We start from the raw sequence: 22,188 nt of genomic DNA, 5'->3' as shown, positions 1-22,188 counted from the left end.
CTCGGTCGCGGGCGACAACCAGGAGGTGCGCGCCGCCCTGGACGCCGCCGTCGCCACCCTCAAGGCCCGCGGGGCGACCGTGGTGGACGTCGAGCTGGAGGGCGTGGACCAGGCCGGCGAGGCCGAGTTCCCGGCGCTGCTGACCGAGTTCAAGCACGACCTGAACGCCTACCTGGCCGCCACCCCCGGACGGCACCCCGCCGACCTGGCCGGACTGATCGACTTCAACCGCCGGCACGCCGGGACCGAGCTGCGGTACTTCGGCCAGGAGGTCTTCGAGCAGGCCCAGGCCACCACCGGCGACCTGGACGACCCCGCCTACCGCGCCCTCCGCGACCGGGCCACCACGCTGGCCCGCCGCGCGATCGACTCGGCGATGGCCGCCGGCCGCCTGGACGCGCTGCTCGCCCCCACCAACCACGCCGCCTGGCTGACCGACCTGACCAAGGGCGACGACTTCACCGGCTTCGTCTCCTCCTCCGCCCCCTCGGCGATCTCCGGCTACCCGGCGGTCACCGTCCCGGCCGGGTACGCCAGGGACGTCCTGCCGCTCGGCGTCACGTTCTTCGGCGGGCGCTTCTCCGAGCCGTCCCTGATCGCCCTCGGATACGCCTTCGAGCAGGCCACTCAGGTCCGCAAACCCCCGGCGTACCTGCGCACCCTGCCCTGAGCGGCCCGGCGGCGGGCTACGGTAGGGGCGACGGCCACGACGGGAAGGAGGCGAGGTGCGCACCAGGCTGCCCGCCGCGCTGCTTCTCGTCCTGTCGTGGCTGCTCCCCGCGACGGGCCATGCCGAGGTCGCCGCCCAGGTCGCCGCCCCGGCCGTCACACAGGCCGTCACGCAGGCCGTCGAGCAGGTCACGGCGGTCCAGGCGGCGGCCGACCGGCTCGCCGTCGCCCAGCTCGGCTCCACCCCGCCGCCGCCTCCGCTCGCGCAGGTCAGGCAGGCGGGGCACGACCAGGCCGGGCCCGGCGGGCAGGCGCTGCCCGCCGCGGCCCCGGCCCGGTCGCTCCACGTCTGGTCGGCCGTCGTACGGCGGCCCGCCGTCCGTGTCGCCGCCGACCGCCCCGGCGGCGCGGCGGCGGCCCGCGCGCCTCCCTCCACAGTGCTCTGAAGATCCCTCTTCCGCACACCTGAGCCTGTGGAGGCCTCATGTCACGTGCGCCCATGTGGCGCGCGCTGGCGGCGTTCGCCGTCATCGCGACCTCGATCATCCTGTCCCTCACCGCCACGCCACGCCTCGGCCTCGACCTGCGCGGCGGTACCCAGCTCGTCTTCGAGGCCAGAGACTCCCCGACGGTCACGGCCGACTCCTCGGCCACCGACCGCGCCCTCGACGTGCTCCGCCGCCGGGCGGACGCGCTGGGGGTCGTCGATCCCACGCTGGCCCGCTCCGGCGAGAAGCGGATCATCGTCGAGCTGCCCGGCGTGCTCGACCCGAGCAAGGCGGCCGAGGTCATCGGCCGCACCGCCCAGCTCGCCTTCCACCCGGTCACCGGTCCTGGCAAGGCCGGGGACGCCACCGCGCTGCCCGACGAGAGCGGCAGCCCGCTCGCGCTCGGCCCGGCGGCGATCAGCGGCGACGGCGTCAGCGACGCCACCGAGCGCAGCGACCCGCAGCGCGGCCCCGGCTGGTCGGTCACGGTCGACTTCCGCGACGCCGACGCCTGGCAGCGGATGACCGGCGCGGCCGCCTGCCAGCCGGCGGGCGACCCGAAGCGGCGCGTCGCCATCGTGCTCGACAAGAAGATCATCTCTTCGCCGCAGCTCGACCCGTCCGTGCCGTGCGGCGCCGGCATCCCCGGCGGCAACACCGAGATCACCGGGTCCTTCACCCACGAGGAGGCCCGCGACCTGGCCGTGCTGATCAAGGGCGGCGCGCTGCCCGTGCCGCTCGACCTGGTCGAGCAGCGGACGGTCGGCCCCACGCTGGGCGCCGACGCCATCGAGGCCAGCGTCAAGGCCGCGATCGCCGGGCTGGTGCTGACCGCCCTGTTCATCGTCGTGATCTACCGCCTGTCCGGCCTGCTCGCCGCCATCGCGCTCACCTGCTACGGCCTGATCTCCTACGCCGCGCTGGTCGCGATGGGCGCGACGTTCACGCTGCCCGGCCTGGCCGGGTTCGTGCTGGCCATCGGCATGGCGGTCGACGCCAACGTGCTTGTCTTCGAACGCGCCAGGGAGGAGTACGGCCTGGCCCCGGCCCGCGGGCTCGCCCCGGCCCTGAACCGGGGGTTCAAGAACGCCTGGAGCGCCATCGCCGACTCCAACGTCACCACGCTCATCGCCGCCGCGCTGCTGTTCGGGCTGGCCTCCGGCCCGGTCAAGGGGTTCGGCGTGACGCTGGCGATCGGCGTGCTGGCCTCGCTGGTGTCGGCCATGCTGATCACCCGCGTGCTCACCCATGCCGTCATCGGCCGGATCGGGCCGCGCCTGTCGGGGCTCGGCTCACCGGGCGCGGTCCGTACGTGGCTGGCCCGCCGGAACCCCCAGCTCATGAAGGCCAGGAAACTGTGGCTGGCGGTCGCGGGCGGCCTGGTCGTCGCGGCGCTGGCCGGGCTGTTCACCCGCGGCCTCGACTTCGGGGTCGAGTTCACCGGCGGCCGGCTCGTGGAGTTCGGCACCTCCAGGCCGGTCGACGCCGACACCGCCCGGCGGCTCGTGAGCGAGGCCGGCTATCCGGGCGCGGTCGTGCAGGCCGCCGCCGACGGCGTGACCGTGCGCGCGGGGCAGCTCGACCCGGCCAGGATCCAGGCCGCGCTGGAGGGCCAGGGCGGCGAGGTGAGCAAGGCGCGCGACGAGTTCATCGGCCCCACGCTGGGCGAGGAGCTGCGCCGCAACGCCGTCATCGCGCTCGGCGTGGCCGTGGCGGCGCAGCTGCTCTACCTGGCGGTGCGCTTCCGCTGGACGTTCGGCACGGCGACCGTGCTGGCGCTGCTGGTGGACCTGGCCGTGGTGATCGGGCTGTTCGCCTGGCTCGGCAAGCCGGTGGACGGCGTGTTCCTCGCCGCGATGCTGACCGTGGTCGGCTACTCGGTCAACGACAAGGTGGTGGTGTTCGACCGGGTGCGCGAGCTGTGGGCCGCCCGCCGCACCGCGCCGCTGGCCGAGGCGGTGAACACGGCGATCCTGCAGACCGTGCCGCGGACCGTCAACACCGGGCTCGGCGCGCTGTTCGTGCTGGTCGCGCTGGCCGTCTTCGGCGGCGACTCGCTGCGTGACTTCGCGATCGCGCTGGTCACCGGCATCGTCGTGGGCACGCTGACGTCGTCGTTCGTGGCCGGCCCTGCGGCCATCGGGCTGGCCCGCTACGACCGCCGTCCGGCCCCCCAGCCGCCCGCGCCCAAGGCCGCCCGGCGGCCCCGCGAGGGCTCGGGAGCCGTGTTGTGACCGGCGCCGCGGGCCCGCCTCGCGCGGGCGGGCCCGCGGCGCCGCGGGTCAGAGCCGGGTCAGCCAGTCCAGGAGGATGGCGTTGACCTCGTCGGGCCGTTCCTGCTGGATCCAGTGGCCGCAGTCGTCCAGGAGGCGGGAGGAGACCAGGCCGGGCAGGGTGGTGGGGAAGGCGTCGATCGCGCCGGACAGCCACTGGGTCGTGTCGTCCTGCGCGCCGCCGACGAACAGCGAGGGCTGGACGATGGGCGCGCCGTCGTGGGGCGCGAGGTCTTCCCAGTCGCGGTCCATGTTGCGGTAGCGGTTCAGCGCGCCGGTCAGGCCGGTGCGCTCGAACTCGGCGGCGTAGAAGTCGAGGTCGGTCTCGCTCAGCCAGCCGGGCAGCGGGCCGCCGGCCGGGAACCGGTCGCGCATCCTGCCGCCCGGGGCCACGAACAGCGGGTGGGGCGCGTCCGGGCCCGGCTTGGTGTCGGCGGACAGGGCCGCGTACGTGCCCGCCAGCCAGCCCCGGACGTCCGGCTCGATCTCGGCCTCGGCCCGGCCGGGCGTCTGGAAGTAGCTGACGTAGAACTCGTCCGTCCCGCCCATGGCGGCGAACGTCTCGGTGGGACGCGGCCCGCCGCGCGGCGTGTACGGCACGCTGAGCATGGCGACCGCGCGGAAGACGTCCGGCCGCAGCAGGGCGCTGTGGGCCGCGATCGAGGAGCCCCAGTCGTGGCCGACGATCACCGCCGTCCGCTCGCCCAGCGCCCGCACCACCGCCACGCCGTCCTCGACCAGCTCGGTCATCCGGTACGCGGCCACGTCCGCCGGCTTGGACGAGCGGCCGTAGCCGCGCACGTCCACCGCCACCACCCGGTACCCGGCGGCGGCCAGCGCCGGGAGCTGGTGCCGCCAGGAGTACCAGGACTCCGGGAAGCCGTGCACCAGCAACACCAGCGGCCCCTGCCCCGCCTCCACGAGATGGACCCGGCCGGCGGGGGAGGGCACCAGGCGGTGGACGCCCTCGGCGACCGGGGTGAGCTGCGACATCGTTCCTCCACGCACATGAGTCCTGGCCTGTCACCAGGATCATGCGCGGCCCGTGCCGCGGCCCGCCAACTCCGTTGCCGTTTCGGCAAACCCTGCGTTAAAGGTCGGTGGCGATGATCTTCTCGATGTTCCGCTCGGCCAGCGCCGTGATGGTGACGAACGGGTTCACCGTGGTGTTGCCGGGGATCAGCGAGCCGTCGATGACGTACAGGCCGGGGTGCCCGGTCAGGCGGCCGTAGTTGTCGGTGGCCCTGTTGAGCACCGCGCCGCCGAGCGGGTGGTAGGTGAGGTGGTCGCCCCAGATCTTGTACACGCCGAACAGGTCGGTGCGGTAGATCGTCCCCTCCTTGGCGTTGATCTTATCGAAGATCGTTTTCGCCATGTCGATGGACGTCTGCTTCCAGGCGGTCTGCCAGCTCAGGTCCACCTTGCCGGTCGCGGCGTTCCAGGAGAACTGCGCGCGGCGCGGGGTGTTGGTGATCGACAGGTAGAACGAGGCGTACGTCTCGATCCCGGTCGGCAGCGGCGCCACCTCGGCGAACGCGCCCCCGGCCGTCCAGTTGTCGATGCCCGCGCACGGGATGGCCGACTGCAGCTTGCCGGTCGGGTCCCACAGGTGGTTGGCCCGGCCGCACATGACGTTGCCGTTGTCGCCCCAGCCCTGGCCGACCTCGTCGTTCAGACCCGGCAGCGCGCCGGTGGCCTTCAGCCTGACCAGCAGCTTGCTCGTGCCGACGCTGCCCGCGGCGAAGAACACCCGGGCGGCAGTGACGGTCTTGGCGGCGGTGACCGAGCCGTCGGTGGCCAGCTGGTCGATCCGGACGGTGTAGCCGCCGCCCGCCGCCGGGGCGACCGAGGTGACCTGGTGCAGCGGCGAGATCGTCACCCTGCCGGTCGCGCGGGCCCGCGCCAGGTAGGTCTTCTGCAGGGACTTCTTGCCGTGGTTGTTGCCGTAGAGGATCTCGCCGGCCAGCGCCGACTGGGTGGCCGTGCCGGCCGCCTCCTGCTTCATGTAGTCCCAGTCGTACACGTCGGGGACGAAGGTGAACGGGAAGCCGGAGCGCTGGGCGTGCTTGCGGCCCACGCGGGCGTACTGGTAGCACGCGGTGCTGTCGAACCAGGCCGGGTCCACCAGGCCGACGCCGAGGCCGGAGTTGGCGCGCGGGTAGTAGACGCCGTACATCTCGTCGGCGTCGACCGACGGCAGCACGGCGGCGAAGTTCTCCCGCTTGGGCGTGACGGCCATGCCGCCGTTGACCAGCGAGCCGCCGCCGACGCCGCGGCCCTGGTAGACCGTGATGCCGGCGAACTCCTCGGCGTCCAGGATGCCGGTGTAGCGGGGGATGTCCCGGTCGATGGGGAAGCCGAGGAAGTAGTTGAGCGGCGCCTTGGTCCTGGTGCGCAGCCAGTAGGAGCGATAGTCGGGCTCGCGCGTGTTGCAGAAGATCTTGCCGTCCGAGCCGGGCGTGTCCCAGGCCATGCCCATCTCGATCATGTGCACCTCGACGCCCGCCTGGGCCAGGCGCAGGGCGGCCACCGAGCCGCCGTACCCGGTGCCGATCACCAGGACGGGCACGCGGGCGCCGTCGGCGATCGGCCCGTCGCCGGCAGCGGCGGTGGCGGTGGCGGCGGCGCGGCCGGGCAGTGCGGCGGCGCCCAGGAGGGAGGCGGTTCCGGCGATGAAGGTGCGGCGGCTGGTGTTCATGTCACGTGCCCTCGCTCGGTCGGTCTGACGCGGACTCGGTCGGTCGGACGGAGGGTGCCGGGCCGCCGGTCAGCATGCAGGCCGTGTCCAGGCCCAGCACGTGGTTGAGCCGGCCGAAGGCCCACCAGGAACCGATGCTCATGCTCAGTTCCACGATCTCGTTCTGGCTGTAGTGCTCGGTCATCCGGGACCAGAACTCCTCGTCGAGCCCGTGATGGTCCAGGGCGTAGCGCTCGGCGTACTCGGCGGCGAGCCGGGTGCGCGCGTCGAAGGCGTCCGTGGCGCGCCAGTCCGCGACCGCGTCGGCGAAGCCGTCCTCGACCTTGACGCCGTCGCGCTCGGTGCGCCAGTCGAGGCAGAAGACGCATCCGTTGATCTGCGCGATCCGCAGCCGGGCCGCCTCGAACTCGCGCAGGCCCAGCGTGGTGTGGGCGTAGACGGCCATGGAGAACTTCGAGGCGGCGGTCCCGATGCCGGGGACCAGCTCGCCCCAGACGTAGGCGATCGGGTCCTTGCCGCCCGGAACGTCGACGATCATGGGTTCTTCCTTCCGAGCCGGCCGGACGCGGGACGCAGCGGGACGTCGAGCGCGTCGTACAGGCCGGGCGGCGCGGCGGCGAGCCAGTCGATGGCGTTCACCAGCCGGCCCGCCGCGGTGGCGTTCCCGCCCGCCGAACGGCTGCCGCCCTCGTCGGTGGCCTCGATCGTGACCTCGATGCGCGGGCGGCCCTCGACGATGACCCGGTGGGCGCCGTCGCCGCCGTCCGGGGGCAGCGGCCAGTCGGGGGCGCAGGCGGGGTGGATGCGGGTGACGTGCTCGATCACGATGCGCGGCTCGCCCTCGACGACGCCCTGCACCTCGAAGCGCACCGCGCCCTGGGTGCCGGCCTCGAAGTCGCCCATGCCGGCGGTGGTGACCGTGCGGTCCAGCGGCCGCCGCTCCACGACCTCGCGGATCTCCTCCAGCGTGACGCCGAGGGCCCGCGCCATCAGCCGTACCTGCCCGCCCCACACCATGGACGGGACGGTCGGCGCGATCATCGGCGGCTCGTAGTCCATGGGCTGGCCCATCCCGACCATGTACCGGACGGCGTCCGGGCGGTCGTAGCCGGAGTAGTCGAAGATCTCCTGGCAGCGGATGGCGTCCACGACCGAGCCGAGGCCGCTGAGCAGCAGGGGCAGCAGGTCGTTGCCCCAGCCGGGGTCGATGCCGGAGGCGAACAGCGAGCCGCCGCCCTCGGCGACGGCGGCCAGCACCTGGTCGCGCAGCTCGGGCGGGGCGCCGCGGTGGTCGTAGAGGGCGTACAGGGAGGGCGTGACGACGACGGCGCCGGCCCGGACGGCCCGCAGGACGTCGGCCAGGGCGTCGTCGGGACGCAGGTCGCCGGAGGCGGCGTACACGACGGCCCTCGGGCGGGCGGCCAGGACGGCGGCGGCGTCGTCCGTGGCGGTGACGCCGAGGTCGCGGCCGAGCCCGGCGAGCTCCCCGGCGTCGCGGCCGGCCTTGTCGGGGGAATGCACGACGACGGCGGTGAGACTGAGGTCGGGATGGGCCTCCACGGCCCTGATGGCGGCGCGGCCGACGTTGCCGGTACCCCACACCACGGTGGACGTCATGGGCGGAGCGTAGCAAGCGCTTGGTTTGGTGTACAGGGCCCGGCAACCGGGGGCGCCGGTCAGGCGGCGTCGAGGGCGATGCCGTACAGGTGGTCCACCCGGATCCTGATGACCAGGCGGCGGGCCCTGGCCATCTCCGCCAGGAAGGCGGCCTCGTCCGCCGGGTCGGGGAAGCCACCGGCCATCTCCAGCAGCTCGCGTCCGGTGGCGTCGCCGGGGGTGAGCGACGGCTCGGAGACCTCCGCCCGTCCTTCGGCGACGGCGTACGACAGGACGTCGTCGCCCTGCAGGTGCACCGTCGCCCGCGGGTCGGCGAGCAGGTGCCGCACCTTGACGCGGCCCTCGGCGGAGGAGATGCGCAGGACGCGTCCGGCGGCGTCCCAGCGCAGGGCCATCGAGGCCAGGTGCGGGCGGCCGTCGCGCCTGAGCGTCGCCAGCACGCCGAAGGGCTGGCGGGCGAGGATGCGCAGCAGTTCGTCCTCGGTGAGGGGGCGGGCGCCGGGGCCCTGTCCGGGTCCGTAGGCGGGCTCGGTCATGATGATCAGCTCCGTTTCGCGGTGGAAGGGGGATCAGCGGGCGGCGGGCTCGTCGAGCCGCGACGCCTCGGCGGACGCGGCGGCGCGGGGACGCCGCAGGACGGCTAGGGCGACCACGACGGCCGCCGCGAGCAGCCCCGCCGAGGTGGCGAAGGCCAGGTGGTAGCCGCCGGTCAACGCCGCCGCCTCGGCCGCCCCGCCGGCGCGCAGCTCCTGCGTACGGGAGGCCGCCAGCGTGCTCAGGACGGCCACGCCCAGCGCCATGCCGATCTGCTGGGTGGTGTTGAACACCCCCGAGGCGAGGCCGGCGTCGTCCGCGCGGGCGGCCGACATGCCGAGCGTGGTCAGCGCCGGCAGCGCCAGCCCGCCACCCGCGATCAGCACCATGACCGGCAGCAGGTCGGTGACGTAGTCGGCGTCCACCGGCACCCGCGTGAGCCAGGCCATCGCGGCCAGCAGCAGCACCAGCCCGGCCAGCAGCACGGCCGGCGCGCCGAAGCGGGCGCTCAGCCGCGCCGACACGAACAGCGACACGCCGCCGATCGCCACGGCCGCCGGGAGCATCGCCAGCCCGGTGGCGAGGGCGCCGTACCCGAGCACCTTCTGCATGTAGAGCGCGACGATGATCTGGAAGGCGAACATCGCCGACAGCGCCAGCATCTGCACGACGTTGGCCCCGGCCACGTTGCGGGAGCGCAGCACGCGCAGCGGCATCAGCGGCGTGCGCGCGGTGGCCTGGCGCAGGAAGAAGCCGGCGAGCAGGGCCAGCGACACCGCGCCGAACGCCAGGGTGTGCGCGGCGAGCCAGCCGTGCTCCTCGACCTTGACCACGGTGTAGATGCCCAGCATCAGGCCCGAGGTGACCAGCAGCGCGCCGGTCACGTCGGCGCCTCGCGCGAGGCCGAGGCCCCGGTCGGCGGGCAGCGCGGGCAGCGCCAGCACGATCGTCGCCAGCCCGATCGGCAGGTTGATGAAGAAGATCCAGTGCCAGCTCAGCGCGTCGGTGAGCACGCCGCCGAGCACCTGCCCGATCGACGCGCCGGCTGCGCCGGTGAAGCTGAAGGCCGCGATCGCCCGGCCCCGCTCGCGCGGCTCGGTGAACAGCGTCACCAGGATGCCGAGCACGACGGCCGAGGCCATCGCGCTGCCGACGCCCTGCAGGAAACGGGCGGCGATCAGCAGGCCCTCGCTGTTCGCCACGCCGGCCAGCAGGGACGCGCCGGTGAACACCGCGTTCCCGGCCAGGAACATCGTCCGGCGGCCCACGAGGTCGCCGAGCCGTCCGGCGAGCAGCAGCAGCCCGCCGAAGGCGAGCAGGTACGCGTTGACGACCCAGCTCAGCCCGGCGGGGGAGAACCCGAGGTCGCGCTGGATGGCGGGCATGGCCACGGTGACGATGCTGCCGTCGAGGATGGTCATCAAGGCGGACGTCGACAACACGGCCAGGGCGGTGCGCCGGGAGGTGAGGGACATGGTCGTCTCCTGTTCAAGGGGTGCAACAGGAGAGACCGTAGCAGATAGTTCCGTTACAGACGATATCTCACGGAACTTTTCAGCTGCGCTCCCTCGCCCGCCGGACCGGCTGGGGAGCCTCGGCCGGGGTCTCCAGGTGGCCGGTGGCCAGCCGGTTCAGGGCGCGTACCAGCACCTCCCGCTCGTCGTCCGGGATCGAGCCGAGGGCCGCGGCGTGCACGCCGTCCACGATCTCCTGGCTGCGCCGCGCCACCTGGGCGCCCTTCTCCGTCACGGCGATGATCCGGGCCCGCCGGTCGGTGCTCGACGGCCGCCGCTCGGCCAGCCCGGCCTTCTCCAGGGCGTCGACGGTGACCACCATCGTGGTCTTGTCCATGTCGCCGATCTCGGCGAGCTGGATCTGCGTGCGCTCCTCCTCCAGGGCGTGCACGAGCACGCAGTGCATGCGCGCGGTCAGCCCCAGCTCGGCCAGGGCCGCCGCCATCCGGGTGCGCAGCACGTGGCTGGTGTGGTCGAGCAGGAACGACAGGTCGTGCTCGGTACGCGAGGGCGCCATCGAAGTCATGTCACCGAGGCTACCAACTCATCCCGTAGCGGATTATCCGCTGAAGAACGTGCACCCTGACGGTCTAGCGCAAGTTGATCTCACTGGGTATGTTCGGACCGAAGGAAAGTTTCGTCCATGGAGGCATGGTGGGCAAGAAGTTTCACGTTCTGGCGTTACCGATCGCCGTGGCCGCGCTGGCCGCAGTGGCGTCCCCCGCGCAGGCCGCGACGGGATACGACCGCTGCCAGGAGGGCAACTACTGCCTGTTCTCCGGTCTGGACGGCACCGGCGACATCGTCCAGCTCCAGGCGAGCACGGCCAACCTGGCGGCACTGGGCATGGGCGACCGCGCCAAGTCCGACTGGAACCGCACCGACACGCTCATCCATCTCTACTCCGAGGCCGACTACGGCGGCTGCTCGGCCGTCACCGGCCCGCGCGGCAAGGGCAACTTCTACATCACCTTCCGCGACTTCTTCGACTCCGTCCGCTTCGGCGGCCCGAACGGCCCCTCCTGCTCCATCGGCGGCGACGAGCTGAGCATCAAGCGCGCCGCGACCACCGACTCCCACGGCTGACCTTCGAACCCTCCGGCCGGCCCCGCGAACCCCGCGGCGGCCGGCCGTCGCCGTTCCCGGCCCGTGGGGGTGTCGCGATGATCGTTCCGCCCGTACGCTCCCTCCATGTCGGACCTCGCCTCCCTCATCTTCCTCCTGGTGCTGATCGGCGTGCTCGTGATGCCGGCCTGCGGCGCGACCATCTTCGCCGCGGAGACCGCTCCGCGCGGGCGGCACGGCCGGATGCACTCCGGCCATCTGGTCGCCGGCGGGTGGGTGGCGGCGGCCGGGCTCACGGTGATGGCGCTGGTGGCCTGGTCGACGCACGAGGACGTGCACTATGACGACTTCGGATCCACGCTCACCCTGCTGGCGGCCATCGTGGGCGCCGCGACGTTCGTCCTCGGGCTCGGCCCCTTCGTCCCCTGGTTGCTGGGCGTGGTCGGGCAGGGCGGCGCCCGGCTTCCGGTGGCCCTGCGGCTCTCGGCCCGGCACCTGGCCGACCGGCGCGCGCGGACGGCCCCCGCGGTGGCCGCGACCATAATCGCCACGGCCTTCGCCGTCGCGGTGGCGACCATCGCTGCGGCCGGGATCGCGCAGTCCAGGGCGCAGTACGTCCCGCAGGCGCGGCCGGGGGCGCTCGTCGTGCGGCTCGATCCCGCACGACCGGCGCTCGGGAGCGCCGCCGTCCGGGAGGAACTGCCCGGAACGGACGTACTGGCCCTTCACGACCTCGGTGGACTGGGACCCGGCGCCGCGGGTGCCGTTCGAGACGCCGTGGAGCTCGATCGTCCTGCTGGCCGTGGCGATCCCCGTGCTCGCGGCGGCGGTCGCGCTGCTGCTCGGGCCCGGCCGCCACCGGTGAGCCGGGCGGTCGGAAGCAGGCGGCTTCGGCGGTCAGGGTAGGCGGCTTCGGACGGTCAGGAGACGCGGCTTCGGAGGTCAGGAGTACGCGGCTTCGCAGGTCAGGTCGGCGGAGAGTTTCCACAGGCGGGCCGCGGAGTCGGGGTCGAGGGCCCAGGGTTTGACGCCGCCGATCAGCATGTCGTCGCCCGTCGCCGGCTCGGCCAGGTCGCAGTCCTGGCAGTAGGCGCCGCCGTGCGCGTCCAGCAGGGGTGACGTGGCCGCCCACACCGCCGTCGCCGCGCCCTGTTCCGGGGTCTTGAAGCCGTCGGCCCGGCGTCCGTCGGCCGTGATCCAGCCCTGGGCGACCTGTTCCTCGTGGGGGATGCGGCGCTGCAGCGGGGTGAGGATGCTGCCGGGGTGCACGGCGAAGGCCCGCAGGCCGTCGGCCGCGCCGAGGGCGTCGAGGTGGACGGCGAACAGGGCGTTGGCGGTCTTGGACTGGCCGTAGGCCGTCCAGTGGTCGTAGCCGTGGCGGAAGTGCGGGTCGTCCCAGCGGATGTCGGACAGGAAGTGCCCCGAGGACGAGACCGACACCACCCGGGCCCCGGCGAGCGCCGGGCGCAGCCGGTTGACCAGGGCGAAGTGGCCGAGGTGGTTGATGGCCAGGTGCGCCTCCCAGCCCGGGCCGACCGGCCGGTGGGGGTAGGCCATGACGCCCGCGTTGCCGATGACGATGTCGAGCCTGCGGCCGGTCTCCAGGAAGCCGTCGCCGAAGGCGCGGACGCTGCCGAGGTCGGCCAGGTCCAGCTCGCGCACCTCCGTGCGGGGGAGGTCGCGCAGCGCGTCCCGCGCCACGCCGGGACGGCGGGCGGGCACGACGACGTGCGCCCCCGCCCGTACCAGCGCACGGGTGGCCGCCAGGCCGAGGCCCGAGTAGCCGCCGGTGATCAGGACGTTCCTGCCGGACAGGTCGATGCCGGCCAGGACGTCGTCGGCCGTGCTGTGCGCGCCGAAACCCGAGCCGATCCTGTGTTGTGTACGTGCCATGCCCCCGACCGTAGAATCTAGAGTGCAATCTAGGTCAAACTATGGCGAGGTGCCATGAGCAGGGACGCCGACCGCCTGTCCATCGGGGACGTCGCGCGGGCCACCGGGCTCGGCGTGCACGCGCTGCGCTTCTTCGAGCGCGAGGAGCTGTTCCTGCGCCCGATCCCGCGAACGGCCGGCGGGCAGCGGGCCTACGACCGGGCCGACGTGGAGTGGCTGCTGCTGTGCAACCGGCTGCGGGAGTCCGGCATGCCGATCGCCACCCTGCGCAGGTTCGCCCACCTCGTACGGTCGGGGCCGGGCAACGAGCCGGAGCGGCTCGCGCTGCTGGAGGAGCACGAGCGGGCCGTCCGCGAGCGGATCGCCGACCTGACGGCGAGCCTGGACATCATCCACGGCAAGGTCGTCGCCTACCGCCGGCACGTCCGGGACGGGACCGCGGCCGGGGTCTGGTCGCCGACGCCTTCGCCCTGAGCGGCGGCCCGGCTGTCCTAGGATCAAGGACCCATGAGCCGGTTGCCCACGCTGTCCGCCACGGAGATCCGCGCCGAACGCCCGCTGCTGCGCAAGGCCCACGACGGCGACCGTGACGGTCTCGTCGAGCTGATGACCGACCCCGAGGTGCGCGAGCACCTGGGCGGCCCGCGGCCGCGGGACGACGTCGAACGTTTCCTCGACGCCGCCGGAACCGCCGCCGCCACGGCCGCCCCGGGCGGCTACGTCATCGCGGACCTCATCACCGACCGGCTCCTCGGGACGCTGGCGCTCGACCGCCGCGCGGCCGACCGTCCCGGGCACGTCACCGGCGACGGCGAGGAGCTGGAGCTGTCCTACGTGCTGCGCCGCCCCGCATGGGGCAGCGGGTTCGCCCACGAGGCGGCGACGGCCGCGCTGCGCGCCGCGGCGGGCGAGCTGCCCGACCAGCCGGTCGTGATCGTCACCCGGACCGCGCACGAACGGTCGCTGAGACTCGCCGCCCGCCTGGGCTTCCGGCCGGTCGCCGCCTTCGAGGAGTTCGGCGCCGAGCAGACCCTCTGCGCCGCCCGCCTGTCCTGGTTCCAGGGCTGACGCTCGCGGCCGGCCCCGGCCTCACCGCCGGCGGGCCGGTTCCTCCGGGGTGAGCAGGAGGGCCATGATGCGGTCGAGCGCGGCCAGGTCGCCGGGGTCCAGGGCCAGCAGGGAACGCGGCGGGCGGGCCAGGATGCGCTCGGCCTCCTCGGCGGCGGCCGTCCCCGCGGGAGTCAGCGTGACGATCTTGCTGCGGCGGTCGTCGGGGGAGACGCTGCGGGTCACGTAGCCGCGCCGCTCCAGGTCGTCGACCATCAGGGTGGTGTACGGCTTGTCGGTGGACAGCTCGGCGGTCAACTCCCGCATGGTCATCGGCCCGGCCAGCAGGCGGCGCAGCGCCTTGATCCGGAAGAAGCTCATGCCGAGCGTCTCGGCCACCTCCTTGCGGCGGTCCTCCTGCCGCAGGACGAGGTCGTACATCGCCGCCCAGACGCGGGTCACGGCGTCGTGCCCGGAACTGCCGGGGCCTTCGGGGGTGTCGGTCATCAAGCGTCCGCCGTTCTGTCGGGAGCGTGGGCGAGCCGTTCGGCGGTACGGGTGGCGCTGCGGCGGGCCCAGCCGGTCGTGGTCAGGATACCGAGCAGCAGGATGGCCAGCCCGCACCCGGCGACGATCCACCAGCCGACGTGGCTGGCCTGCGGGAACCCGCTGGCGAACGGGCCGGCCACGGCCGAGGTGACCAGCGAGCCGATGACCGCGACGCCGAGCGACTGGCCGATCTGGCGGCTGGTGGAGGCCACCGCCGCGGCCACGCCGGCCTGGGCGCGCGGCATGCCGGACACGGCGGTGTTGGTGATCGGCGCGTTCAGCATGCCGAACCCCACCCCGAACAGCACGTACGCGGCCATGAGCCGCCAGGTCGGCGTGTCCGCCGCCAGCCCGGTCATGATCAGGCCGCTGGCCGCCATGGTGACCCCGGCCACCACCAACGGCACGCGGGGCCCGGCGTTCCCGACGATCCGTCCCGACAGCGGCGCGCAGACCACGGTGAGCCCGGCCATGGGCAGCGTGTAGAGGCCGGCGTGCAGGGCGGACAGGCCCAGCACGTCCTGGAGGTAGAGGGTGTTGACGAACAGGAACCCGGCCAGCGCGGCGAAGCCGGACACCGCGATGACCGTGGCCCCGGTGAACGGCGCGCTGCGGAAGAAGCGCAGGTCGATCAGCGGGTCGGTGCGGCGCAGCTCGTACGGTGCGAGGACGGCCAGCGCCAGCGCCGCGACCGCGAAGCAGCCCAGCGTGCGCGGGGACCCCCAGCCGGCCGCCGGCGCCTCGATGAAGCCGTACGTCAGGGTGGCCAGCAGCACGATGACCAGCACCTGCCCGACCGGGTCCACCCGGCGCGGGCGCGGCGCGCGCGACTCGGGCACGAACAACGCGCACAGCGCGAACGCGGCCAGCCCCACCGGGATGTTGATCCAGAAGATCGCCTGCCAGCCGACCGAGTCCACCAGCGTGCCGCCGACCAGCGGCCCGAGCGCCATGCTGACGCCGATCACGGCGCCCCACACGCCGATGGCCCGCGCCCGCTCGCGCGGCTCGGTGAAGGTGTTCGTGATGATCGACATGGCGACCGGGTTGAGCATGGACCCGCCGACGGCCTGCAGCGCCCGCGCCGCGATCAGCCAGCCGAGGCCGGGCGCGAGCGAGCACATCAGCGAGCCGAGCGTGAACAGCGCCAGCCCCGTCTGGAACGTGCGCCGGCGGCCGACCCGGTCGCCGGTCGAGCCGGCCAGCATGAGCAGGCTCGCCAGTACCACCGTGTAGGCGTCGATGATCCATTGCAGGCCGGCCATGGAGGCGTTGAGGTCGCGGCGGATGGCCGGCAGCGCGATGTTCACGATCGTGTTGTCCAGCCCGACGATGAACAGGCTCATGCAGCAGATGGCCAGCACGAGCATCCGCCGGCGGGGGCTGAGCGCGGGGGCGGGGGAGAGGGGCGCTCTACTCGTTATAGGCATATAACGATTATATTCGCATAACTAACCACATGTCCGCCCCACCCCCTCGGAACGCCGTACGGCCCCCGGAACGCCGTACGGACTCTGGCGTCCGGACGGTCACCGGCGACAGGACCCGTCCTCGTGAAACACGGCCTGACTGGCTTCGAGAACGAAGAACAAGAAGCACAGGAACCGCGTGCGAGTGGGCTCGGTCTCGCGGAACTCCTCCGGGAACAGTTCGCGGGCTTCAGGCACGAACGGCGGTTCGCTGATGACGCTGATCCGAAAGCCCGCCGCAGTGAAGGCTTCGGTCATCGCGTGCAGGGGCCGGTCCCAGAAACGCATCTGGACGGTCTGCCCGCCCATGGTCCATTCGTCGGTCCGGCTGCGGGTCTCGAAGTACTTGGGCTTCTCCCCGGCCATGTGCTGAAAGAAGGTGACGCTGAAAGGATGGTCCACCGAGACGAGAAGCCGGCCGCCAGGCTTCAGCACGCGTCTCAGCTCGGCCAGCGTCGGGCCCCAATCTTCCAGGTAGTGCAGCACCAGGGACGCGATGACGTCGTCGAACGCCTCGTCGGGGAAGGGCAGTGGGCCGGCCAGGTCGGCGACCCGCAGATCGGCGTCGGCGCCCAGCCGCCGTCGGGCCTGCTCCAGCATTCCGGCGCTCGCGTCGACGCCGGTCACGATGGCGCCTCGATCGCGCAGCTCGGAGAACAGGGGACCTGCGCCGCAGCCGGCGTCGAGGATGCGCCTTCCGGTCACCTTCCCGGCAAGCTCCAGCATCGCCGGCCGCTCGTAGTACGCGTTGAGGAGGCTGGTTTCGTTCTCGGCCGCGTACCCCTCAGCCATCCTGTCGTAGTCGTTGAGTGCGGAGAGGGTCGCGGTCTCAACGTGATCTTCGGGCGTGTCAGACATGCGGGCCATCTTGGCCCAGCATTCCCGGCGGCACAGACATACGGCAGATCTTGGTCAGGCAGGCAAACGGCATGACATCCCGCACGCCACCGAATGCAGCGGATCGACCCGGGCCGAAGTGGCCTCTCCTCGCTGCTCGTATGCACAGAACTCGCCTCAAGCGGCCCATCCCGCCAATCGAAGCGCTCAGTCTGCCCGGCCCGGCGGACACGCGGGGCCGACTGCTGCCTCGATGGGCCTCGGAGAATCGCCGCTCACGTCATGGGAGTTGACAGAATCCGGCCGAGATCGCTCACCTCGGCCCGCGTAGGGGCGTACGAAGGTCGTTGGCTCGGGCTCGTCATACCGGAGCACACGGGCCTCAGCGGGTCGGCTGGCGACCTCGGGACTCCAGGGCCGGTTCGAGGTGATCAGCGAGGCGGCGGAGAGTGACTGCGAGCCGCCCGCGGAGGCCTGGAAGAGCACGCCGGCGCGAGCGCGGCGGGATCATCTGCAGGCGTGCGGCCTCGGCTCGCCGCTCAGCCAAGTCCGCGCGGACGAGCTCTTCCTGCAAGTGATGCACGAAAGGCTCCTCAGGGCTCTTCGGGAAATGCGTGGTAGAAGATGAAGATCGGACGGGTGTCCGGCGGAATCTCGCTCGATTCGACGCGCGCCTGGGTCAGTTCGCGCCACGGCTTCAACACGGCATTGAGCTGATCGGCGAGCTGCGTGAGCTCATCCTGGGTGAGCCGTAGGTGGCGGCTGCTGCCGAAGGACGCGTGGCGCCAGTTCTCCGGAAGCGTCATGTATGTGCGCTCGAAGTCACGCAGCCGCTCGAACTGGTCGATCACCCACTGTGAAGTCCACGCCTGCAGCGCGGCTCTGGCCTCCGGGGCTTCGGAGTCCCGCACCAGGGCCCATCCGCTCAAAGCCGCCCGCACCCAGCGTTCCCGGCTGTCCCGGGCCAGCTCCGGCACGTCCTCGATCAACCCATGGGGCTGCATCTGCCGCAGGTGGTAGCTCACCTGGCCGGGGTCGGCGTCCATCCGCCTGGCGAGCTCGCTCACCGTGACCGGGCCGATCCGGAACAGGAGGCTGAAAAGCTTCATTCGGAACCGGCTGGTCATGACCTTGAGCACGTCCACGTCGTCGTCGATGTGGCGCATGGTCACGACGGTAGGACCAGCACGTGAAGATGCTCAAGACACCTACTGGATCTTGAAACTGCGTGTTGGTGGCGTAGCCGTGCTCGGCAGTCCCCCTTGCGTCCGACGAGCGATCTGATGCCAACTGGCCCTGCGAATGCCGCGCGCACGATCGGCCCGTCGGTGATCAGTAGGCGCCGGGTATGGCCGCGCCGAGGACCGGGCGGCGAAGATGCTCCGGGGTGAGCATGACATTGCTGATCCGGCTGGCGATTGCCAGAGCCGCCGGGATGGCGTTCTGGATGCGGTCATCGGCGGCTGGATCGATGCCGAGCTCACGAAGGTGGCGATTGAGCCGATCAGGATCCTCGCCATGCCTTCGGCTGGGGAAGGTCGGGTCGATGTCGGTGAGGTGTTCGCCGTCAACGGCGTAGGCGAGCCTGTGCCGGGCGGCGTAGTCATGCCGCAGCACCGCCACCGCCTGTCCGCCGTCGCGGGACAACGGGCAGAGGACCTCCATGTGCGAGGCCCGCCAGCCACAGTCCTCGATGGCGACAGTCCAGTCCCCGATGCGCCTCACGGTGATGACCTCAGGCCCTTCCGGCTGGGAGTGGTCCTCGTCCGTGATCAGCCGTATGTCCTCGTCCGCGGCCCCGATCCGGCGAAGCACCTCATGCTCGTCGAGCCCGCGGACGAAGACGATCGTGTAGATCTCGCCGAGCCCGCTGCCCTTCACCCAGGCGTAGTCCTCCGGCGACGCCCCGGGGGTTCTCGCGGTGGCGCGGACCTTCTCGAACGTCTCGGCCTGCTCATGGACCTCGGGATGAGCGGCGAAGAAGGCCTCGATCATGATCAGAAACTACCGATGGGTTCGATGCCCTGTCTGCTCGCGCTTCTTCAGTGGGCTCGATTCGGGACGATGTAACCCTCTCCCGTGAGCGTAACCCTTCAGCGGCCAGGAGCGGCACCTGTGGCAGCAACCGGGCCGTCGCCGGCGGCCTCCCGCCCTACGTCGTGCGGCTGCTCACCGGCCTGCTCATGTGCATTGATCGGCGACCATCCTCACGGAAACGGTCAGGAAACTACGGCTGCGCTACTACTGGCCCGCATGACATTCCGAAGCTCCTTCCCTGCCCTGGCCTTGGCGTTGGCGGGGTTGGTGACGCATCCTTCCGCGGCGGGAGCCGCCGCCGTCGGCACGAGCGCGAACCCCAGCTCAAGTTCCGGCGTGGCTTCCGTGCAATGGAAATCCTGTCCGGCCTACTCCGATGAGGTGATCCGCAGCCTGGGCGTGTCGGAGGACAAGGTCGCGGCTTTCCGCTCCGTGATGAAGCGCCTGGAGTGCGGGACGGTCAGCGTCCCGCTGAACCACCGTGAGCCCGCCGGGCGGAAGATCGACATCGCGGTGACCCGGCTGGCCGCCACGGACGAGGCCCACCGGCTCGGTGCCATCGCCGTCCTGCCGGGCGGGCCGGGTAACAGCGGATACCTGGACCCGGTCCTGCGGGCCGCGCTCAGGAACGAGGAGATGGCGAGGCTCAACGGGCGATACGACATCATCGGCTTCGACCCGCGCGGGGCCGGGAACAGCACCAAGGTCGCCTGCCCCTTCGCGCCAGGAGGCCCGCCGGAGCCCGGCACGCTGACCAAGGAGGCGGCCAGGAAGATATACGACGCCCAGGTCGCCGCCAACCAGAAGTGCGGAGGCTCCGACTCCGCCTTCCTCGGACAGCTCACCACCGAGAACGTGGCCAAGGACGTGGACCTGGTGCGGACCGCGCTGGGTGAGAGCAAGCTCAACCTGCTCGGCTTCTCCTGGGGCACCTATCTGGGCATGGTGTACCGCAGCCTGTTCCCCGGGCACACCGAAAGGGCCTTCCTGGACAGCGTGGCGCCGCCGTGGACACGCGTTGACCAGCACGCCAAGGACAGCGCGGACGCGGCCGAGCGTGACTTCGAGCGCATGGCCGCCTGGCTGGCCCGCCGCGACGGGACCTACGGTCTCGGCGTCACCGCGCGGAAGGTGCGCGAGGAGGTGGCGGAGCTGGTCCGAACGTACGACAGGAGTCCCAGGACCTACACCGACCTGCCGCGGCCGATCGACGGCTCGGCCGTCGCCGACCTGGCCAGGCGCAACTCGACCGAGTGGGTGCGCGCGGGCAAGGCGCTGGCCGAACTGCGGACGGCGACGGGCGCAACCGCCCCGCCCGCCGTCAAGGAGGTGCTCGGCGCACCGAGGATAGGGACGCCCGTGCCTGGCGCGCCCGAAACGCTGAACAGGACCATGAACCTGGCCGTCGCGTGCAACGAGGACAGCAGCCGGGCCAATTTCGACACCGCCTGGCGTGACTACCAGCAGCTCGTGAAGCGCCATCCGGCGACCGGCCGTTCCTGGGGACTGCCCGCCATGTGTCCCGGCTGGCCCCTGCCGGCGCAGCAGGCCACGTTGAAGCGGAGCAGCGGGTCACTGGTGCTGGCGGGGCACCTGCACGAGTTCATGTCCGTCTACGACTGGACGCTGCAGACGCGGCGCGCCATCGGCGGTACCGTCTACACGGTCGCCGACGACGTGCACGTGTCGACCACCCGGGTGCCCGAGTGCGCCGCCGACGTGGTGCGGTACTTCGAGACGGGCAAGATCGACAGCGGCTGCCAGGGCAGCCCAGTCCCCGACTGACCACCGGCTTCCGGCCCGGCGCCCCGCCAGAGGTCGCCGGGCCCGATGTCCCGGCGGCGACGCTGGGGCCAACGGCGGCACCTCGGGCAGAGATCCACCAGCAGTGTCCGATGTGCGGGACAAACCGCGGCCCAGCCCAGCTTCCACCAGGCCAGCCACACTCCGCCCGAAGCCGCGAGGCAGGTCGGGCATGCCCGGCTGCCGAAGAGCTGCGCCCACTCACGGGTCTCTGCCCGGCGGACTGACTCCTTGTCGCCCACGCGGACGCTTGCCAGGTCCACGGCCGAGCCGTCGAACATCTCCAGGTGCATCCCACGGACAATCTCGGAGCTCAGGCCTGTGGCGGCCGCGATCGCCCTGCACGCCTCCGGCATCGTGACGACGCTGTACGCCAATGAACGAACGTCACTCGACGCGCGCACATCCAGCCCTGACGCCTCGGTGATCGTTCAGGGCGGGGATCCGTTCCGCAGGGCCATCCGATCGACCCACGACTTGAAGGACTGGCGCCGTACTGACATCTGCAAGCGCCTCAGACAAAGGACATCGTTCGTGGGGTGTCTTGACGTATCAAATGAATGCTTTTTTAATTCGGGTGAGGGTGCGATTCACCTCAGATCGACTCCGACCGGTTCATCGACGTCAGGGATGGAGCTGCGAGATGACCGTGGACGACCGCTTCGGCCCGGAGCTGGAAGAGACGCGCAGGAGCCGGCTGCGCGGCACCGTCAGTGAGATCGTCACCGATCCGGTCTCCGACTGGGCCACCGACTTCTCCCACGTCGACCCCCAGTGGGCCGCCGACCCGTACCCCATCCAGGACGACCTGCGGCAACGTTGCCCGATCGCGCACACCGACCGGTTCGGCGGGGTGTGGCTGCCCACCCGGTACGAGGACGTCGCCGCCGTCGCCTACGACACCGAGCGGTTCTCCTCCAGGGCGGTCGTCGTGAGCAACCTCAAGCCGCCCCGGGATCTCGCGCCGGCGGGCGGGGTTCCGCCGATCTCGTCCGACCCGCCCTTCCACCACGACGCCCGCAAGCTGCTGCTGCCGGCCTTCACCAAGACGGCGGTCGCCAGGCGGGAGGCGAGCACCAGGGCGTTGTGTCACGAGCTGATCGACGGCCTGGAAGGGCGGGAGGTCGTGGACGCGGCCCGCGATTACGCCCAGTACGTCCCGATGCGGGTGATCGCCGACATGCTGGGCTTCCCGCCCGAGGATGCCGACCGGTTCCGGTGGTTCGTGGAGAACGCCCTGGAAAGCGTGAACGAGCCCACCGAGCACCGGCTGGAGCGCTTCGCCGAGCTGTCGTCCTACCTGGTCGAGCAGATCCACGACCACCTGGCCCACCCGCGGGACGACCTCACGACCTACCTGCTCGACGCCGAGCTCAACGGCGCGAAACTGGACCCCGTCCACGTCGTCGGGACGATGACGCTGCTGCTGATCGCCGGCATCGACACGACCTGGAGTGCGATCGGCGCGTCCCTGTGGCACCTGGCCAGGACGCCCGCCGACCGCGAACGCCTGGTCGCCGAACCCGCCCTGCTGCCCACCGCCATGGAGGAGTTCCTGCGCGCCTACGCCCCCGTCACCATGGCCCGCCTCGTCAAGGACGACATGCACTGGAACGGCGTCGACATGAAGGCCGACGACTGGGTCCTGCTCTCCTTCCCCGCCGCCAACCGCGACCCCGCCCACTTCGACCACCC

At 72.0% G+C, this 22,188-nt stretch carries 22 protein-coding genes and 1 pseudogene; 9 read left to right on the top strand and 14 right to left on the bottom strand.

The features are described from left to right. From AB0J71_RS48190 to secD, 3 genes are all read left to right on the top strand, one after another. Positions 1 to 670: amidase family protein (locus AB0J71_RS48190; protein WP_364421045.1), on the top strand; the 670-nt coding region annotated here is incomplete at its 5' end. Positions 671 to 725: 55 nt separating this feature from the next. Next, positions 726 to 1,115 (top strand): hypothetical protein, encoded by a 390-nt coding sequence (locus AB0J71_RS48185; RefSeq protein ID WP_364392132.1) that lies wholly within the window; start codon positions 726 to 728, stop codon positions 1,113 to 1,115. A gap of 38 nt (positions 1,116 to 1,153) precedes the next feature. Further along, positions 1,154 to 3,391, top strand: coding sequence for a protein translocase subunit SecD (gene secD / locus AB0J71_RS48180; RefSeq protein WP_364421043.1), 2,238 nt, complete (start codon positions 1,154 to 1,156; stop codon positions 3,389 to 3,391). A 48-nt stretch (positions 3,392 to 3,439) separates the two neighbouring features. On the opposite strand, the gene AB0J71_RS48175 is transcribed toward secD, so the two are convergent. From AB0J71_RS48175 to AB0J71_RS48145, 7 genes are all read right to left on the bottom strand, one after another. After that, positions 3,440 to 4,423 (bottom strand): alpha/beta hydrolase, encoded by a 984-nt coding sequence (locus AB0J71_RS48175; RefSeq protein WP_364421041.1) that lies wholly within the window; start codon positions 4,421 to 4,423, stop codon positions 3,440 to 3,442. 97 nt (positions 4,424 to 4,520) lie between these two features. After that, positions 4,521 to 6,128, bottom strand: coding sequence for a GMC oxidoreductase (locus tag AB0J71_RS48170; protein WP_364421039.1), 1,608 nt, complete (start codon positions 6,126 to 6,128; stop codon positions 4,521 to 4,523). A 1-nt stretch (position 6,129) separates the two neighbouring features. Next, entirely contained in the window at positions 6,130 to 6,666 is a 537-nt protein-coding gene (locus AB0J71_RS48165; protein WP_352325308.1) for a carboxymuconolactone decarboxylase family protein, read from the bottom strand. Continuing rightward, on the bottom strand, positions 6,663 to 7,745 hold the full coding sequence (locus AB0J71_RS48160) for a dihydrodipicolinate reductase (protein ID WP_352325307.1): 1,083 nt from the start codon (positions 7,743 to 7,745) through the stop codon (positions 6,663 to 6,665). Before AB0J71_RS48160 ends, AB0J71_RS48165 begins: the two co-directional genes overlap by 4 nt. A 59-nt stretch (positions 7,746 to 7,804) precedes the next feature. Continuing rightward, positions 7,805 to 8,281, bottom strand: coding sequence for a TIGR03618 family F420-dependent PPOX class oxidoreductase (locus tag AB0J71_RS48155; protein WP_352325306.1), 477 nt, complete (start codon positions 8,279 to 8,281; stop codon positions 7,805 to 7,807). 33 nt (positions 8,282 to 8,314) lie between these two features. After that, positions 8,315 to 9,754 (bottom strand): MFS transporter, encoded by a 1,440-nt coding sequence (locus AB0J71_RS48150; protein ID WP_364421037.1) that lies wholly within the window; start codon positions 9,752 to 9,754, stop codon positions 8,315 to 8,317. Between the two features lie 79 nt (positions 9,755 to 9,833). Then, positions 9,834 to 10,319 carry a MarR family transcriptional regulator gene (locus AB0J71_RS48145; protein ID WP_364421035.1) on the bottom strand — a complete coding sequence of 162 codons (486 nt, stop codon included), beginning with the start codon at positions 10,317 to 10,319 and terminating at the stop codon, positions 9,834 to 9,836. Between the two features lie 125 nt (positions 10,320 to 10,444). Between AB0J71_RS48145 and AB0J71_RS48140 the strand changes: the two genes are divergently transcribed. Both AB0J71_RS48140 and AB0J71_RS48135 read left to right on the top strand, forming a co-directional pair. Beyond that, positions 10,445 to 10,879, top strand: a complete 435-nt coding sequence (locus AB0J71_RS48140; protein WP_352325303.1) for a peptidase inhibitor family I36 protein — start codon at positions 10,445 to 10,447, stop codon at positions 10,877 to 10,879. A gap of 105 nt (positions 10,880 to 10,984) precedes the next feature. After that, positions 10,985 to 11,764, top strand: a complete 780-nt coding sequence (locus AB0J71_RS48135) for a hypothetical protein (protein WP_364421033.1) — start codon at positions 10,985 to 10,987, stop codon at positions 11,762 to 11,764. 36 nt (positions 11,765 to 11,800) lie between these two features. Here the strand turns inward: AB0J71_RS48135 and AB0J71_RS48130 are convergent, their stop codons facing one another. Continuing rightward, positions 11,801 to 12,751, bottom strand: a complete 951-nt coding sequence (locus tag AB0J71_RS48130) for an SDR family NAD(P)-dependent oxidoreductase (RefSeq protein WP_364421031.1) — start codon at positions 12,749 to 12,751, stop codon at positions 11,801 to 11,803. A 54-nt stretch (positions 12,752 to 12,805) separates the two neighbouring features. Here AB0J71_RS48130 and AB0J71_RS48125 point away from each other — a divergent pair, with 54 nt between their 5' ends. Together AB0J71_RS48125 and AB0J71_RS48120 are read left to right on the top strand one after the other, a co-directional pair. Next, positions 12,806 to 13,225 (top strand): MerR family transcriptional regulator, encoded by a 420-nt coding sequence (locus tag AB0J71_RS48125; RefSeq protein WP_364421029.1) that lies wholly within the window; start codon positions 12,806 to 12,808, stop codon positions 13,223 to 13,225. 33 nt (positions 13,226 to 13,258) lie between these two features. Next, the gene (locus tag AB0J71_RS48120) at positions 13,259 to 13,819 is read left to right on the top strand and encodes a GNAT family N-acetyltransferase (RefSeq protein ID WP_364421027.1); all 561 of its coding nucleotides are present in this window, start codon (positions 13,259 to 13,261) and stop codon (positions 13,817 to 13,819) included. A gap of 21 nt (positions 13,820 to 13,840) precedes the next feature. Here the strand turns inward: AB0J71_RS48120 and AB0J71_RS48115 are convergent, their stop codons facing one another. From AB0J71_RS48115 to AB0J71_RS48095, 5 genes are all read right to left on the bottom strand, one after another. After that, positions 13,841 to 14,305, bottom strand: a complete 465-nt coding sequence (locus AB0J71_RS48115) for a MarR family transcriptional regulator (protein ID WP_352325298.1) — start codon at positions 14,303 to 14,305, stop codon at positions 13,841 to 13,843. Further along, positions 14,305 to 15,777 carry an MFS transporter gene (locus AB0J71_RS48110; protein WP_352325297.1) on the bottom strand — a complete coding sequence of 491 codons (1,473 nt, stop codon included), beginning with the start codon at positions 15,775 to 15,777 and terminating at the stop codon, positions 14,305 to 14,307. Before AB0J71_RS48110 ends, AB0J71_RS48115 begins: the two co-directional genes overlap by 1 nt. 99 nt (positions 15,778 to 15,876) lie before the next feature. Continuing rightward, positions 15,877 to 16,683 carry a class I SAM-dependent methyltransferase gene (locus AB0J71_RS48105; protein WP_364421025.1) on the bottom strand — a complete coding sequence of 269 codons (807 nt, stop codon included), beginning with the start codon at positions 16,681 to 16,683 and terminating at the stop codon, positions 15,877 to 15,879. A 563-nt stretch (positions 16,684 to 17,246) separates the two neighbouring features. Beyond that, positions 17,247 to 17,819, bottom strand: a complete 573-nt coding sequence (locus AB0J71_RS48100) for a helix-turn-helix domain-containing protein (protein ID WP_364421023.1) — start codon at positions 17,817 to 17,819, stop codon at positions 17,247 to 17,249. A 166-nt stretch (positions 17,820 to 17,985) separates the two neighbouring features. Next, a complete protein-coding gene (locus AB0J71_RS48095) occupies positions 17,986 to 18,648 on the bottom strand; it encodes a DUF6461 domain-containing protein (RefSeq protein WP_352325294.1) in 663 nt (220 codons plus the stop codon). 423 nt (positions 18,649 to 19,071) lie between these two features. Here AB0J71_RS48095 and AB0J71_RS48090 point away from each other — a divergent pair, with 423 nt between their 5' ends. Then, positions 19,072 to 20,475, top strand: coding sequence for an alpha/beta fold hydrolase (locus AB0J71_RS48090; RefSeq protein WP_364421021.1), 1,404 nt, complete (start codon positions 19,072 to 19,074; stop codon positions 20,473 to 20,475). A 110-nt stretch (positions 20,476 to 20,585) separates the two neighbouring features. On the opposite strand, the pseudogene AB0J71_RS48085 reads toward AB0J71_RS48090, so the two are convergent. Further along, a pseudogene (locus AB0J71_RS48085) lies at positions 20,586 to 20,849 on the bottom strand (TniQ family protein); the annotation flags it as partial. A 287-nt stretch (positions 20,850 to 21,136) separates the two neighbouring features. On the opposite strand from AB0J71_RS48085, the gene AB0J71_RS48080 reads away from it, so the two are divergent. After that, positions 21,137 to 22,188 (top strand): cytochrome P450 (locus tag AB0J71_RS48080; RefSeq protein WP_364421019.1); only part of this gene is annotated, 1,052 nt, incomplete at its 3' end.

The sequence above is a fragment of the Nonomuraea sp. NPDC049637 genome (assembly GCF_040675235.1).
Classification (GTDB): domain Bacteria; phylum Actinomycetota; class Actinomycetes; order Streptosporangiales; family Streptosporangiaceae; genus Nonomuraea.
The sequence above is the reverse complement of the archived record's forward strand: the minus strand, read 5'-3'. Positions and strand labels throughout refer to the sequence as shown.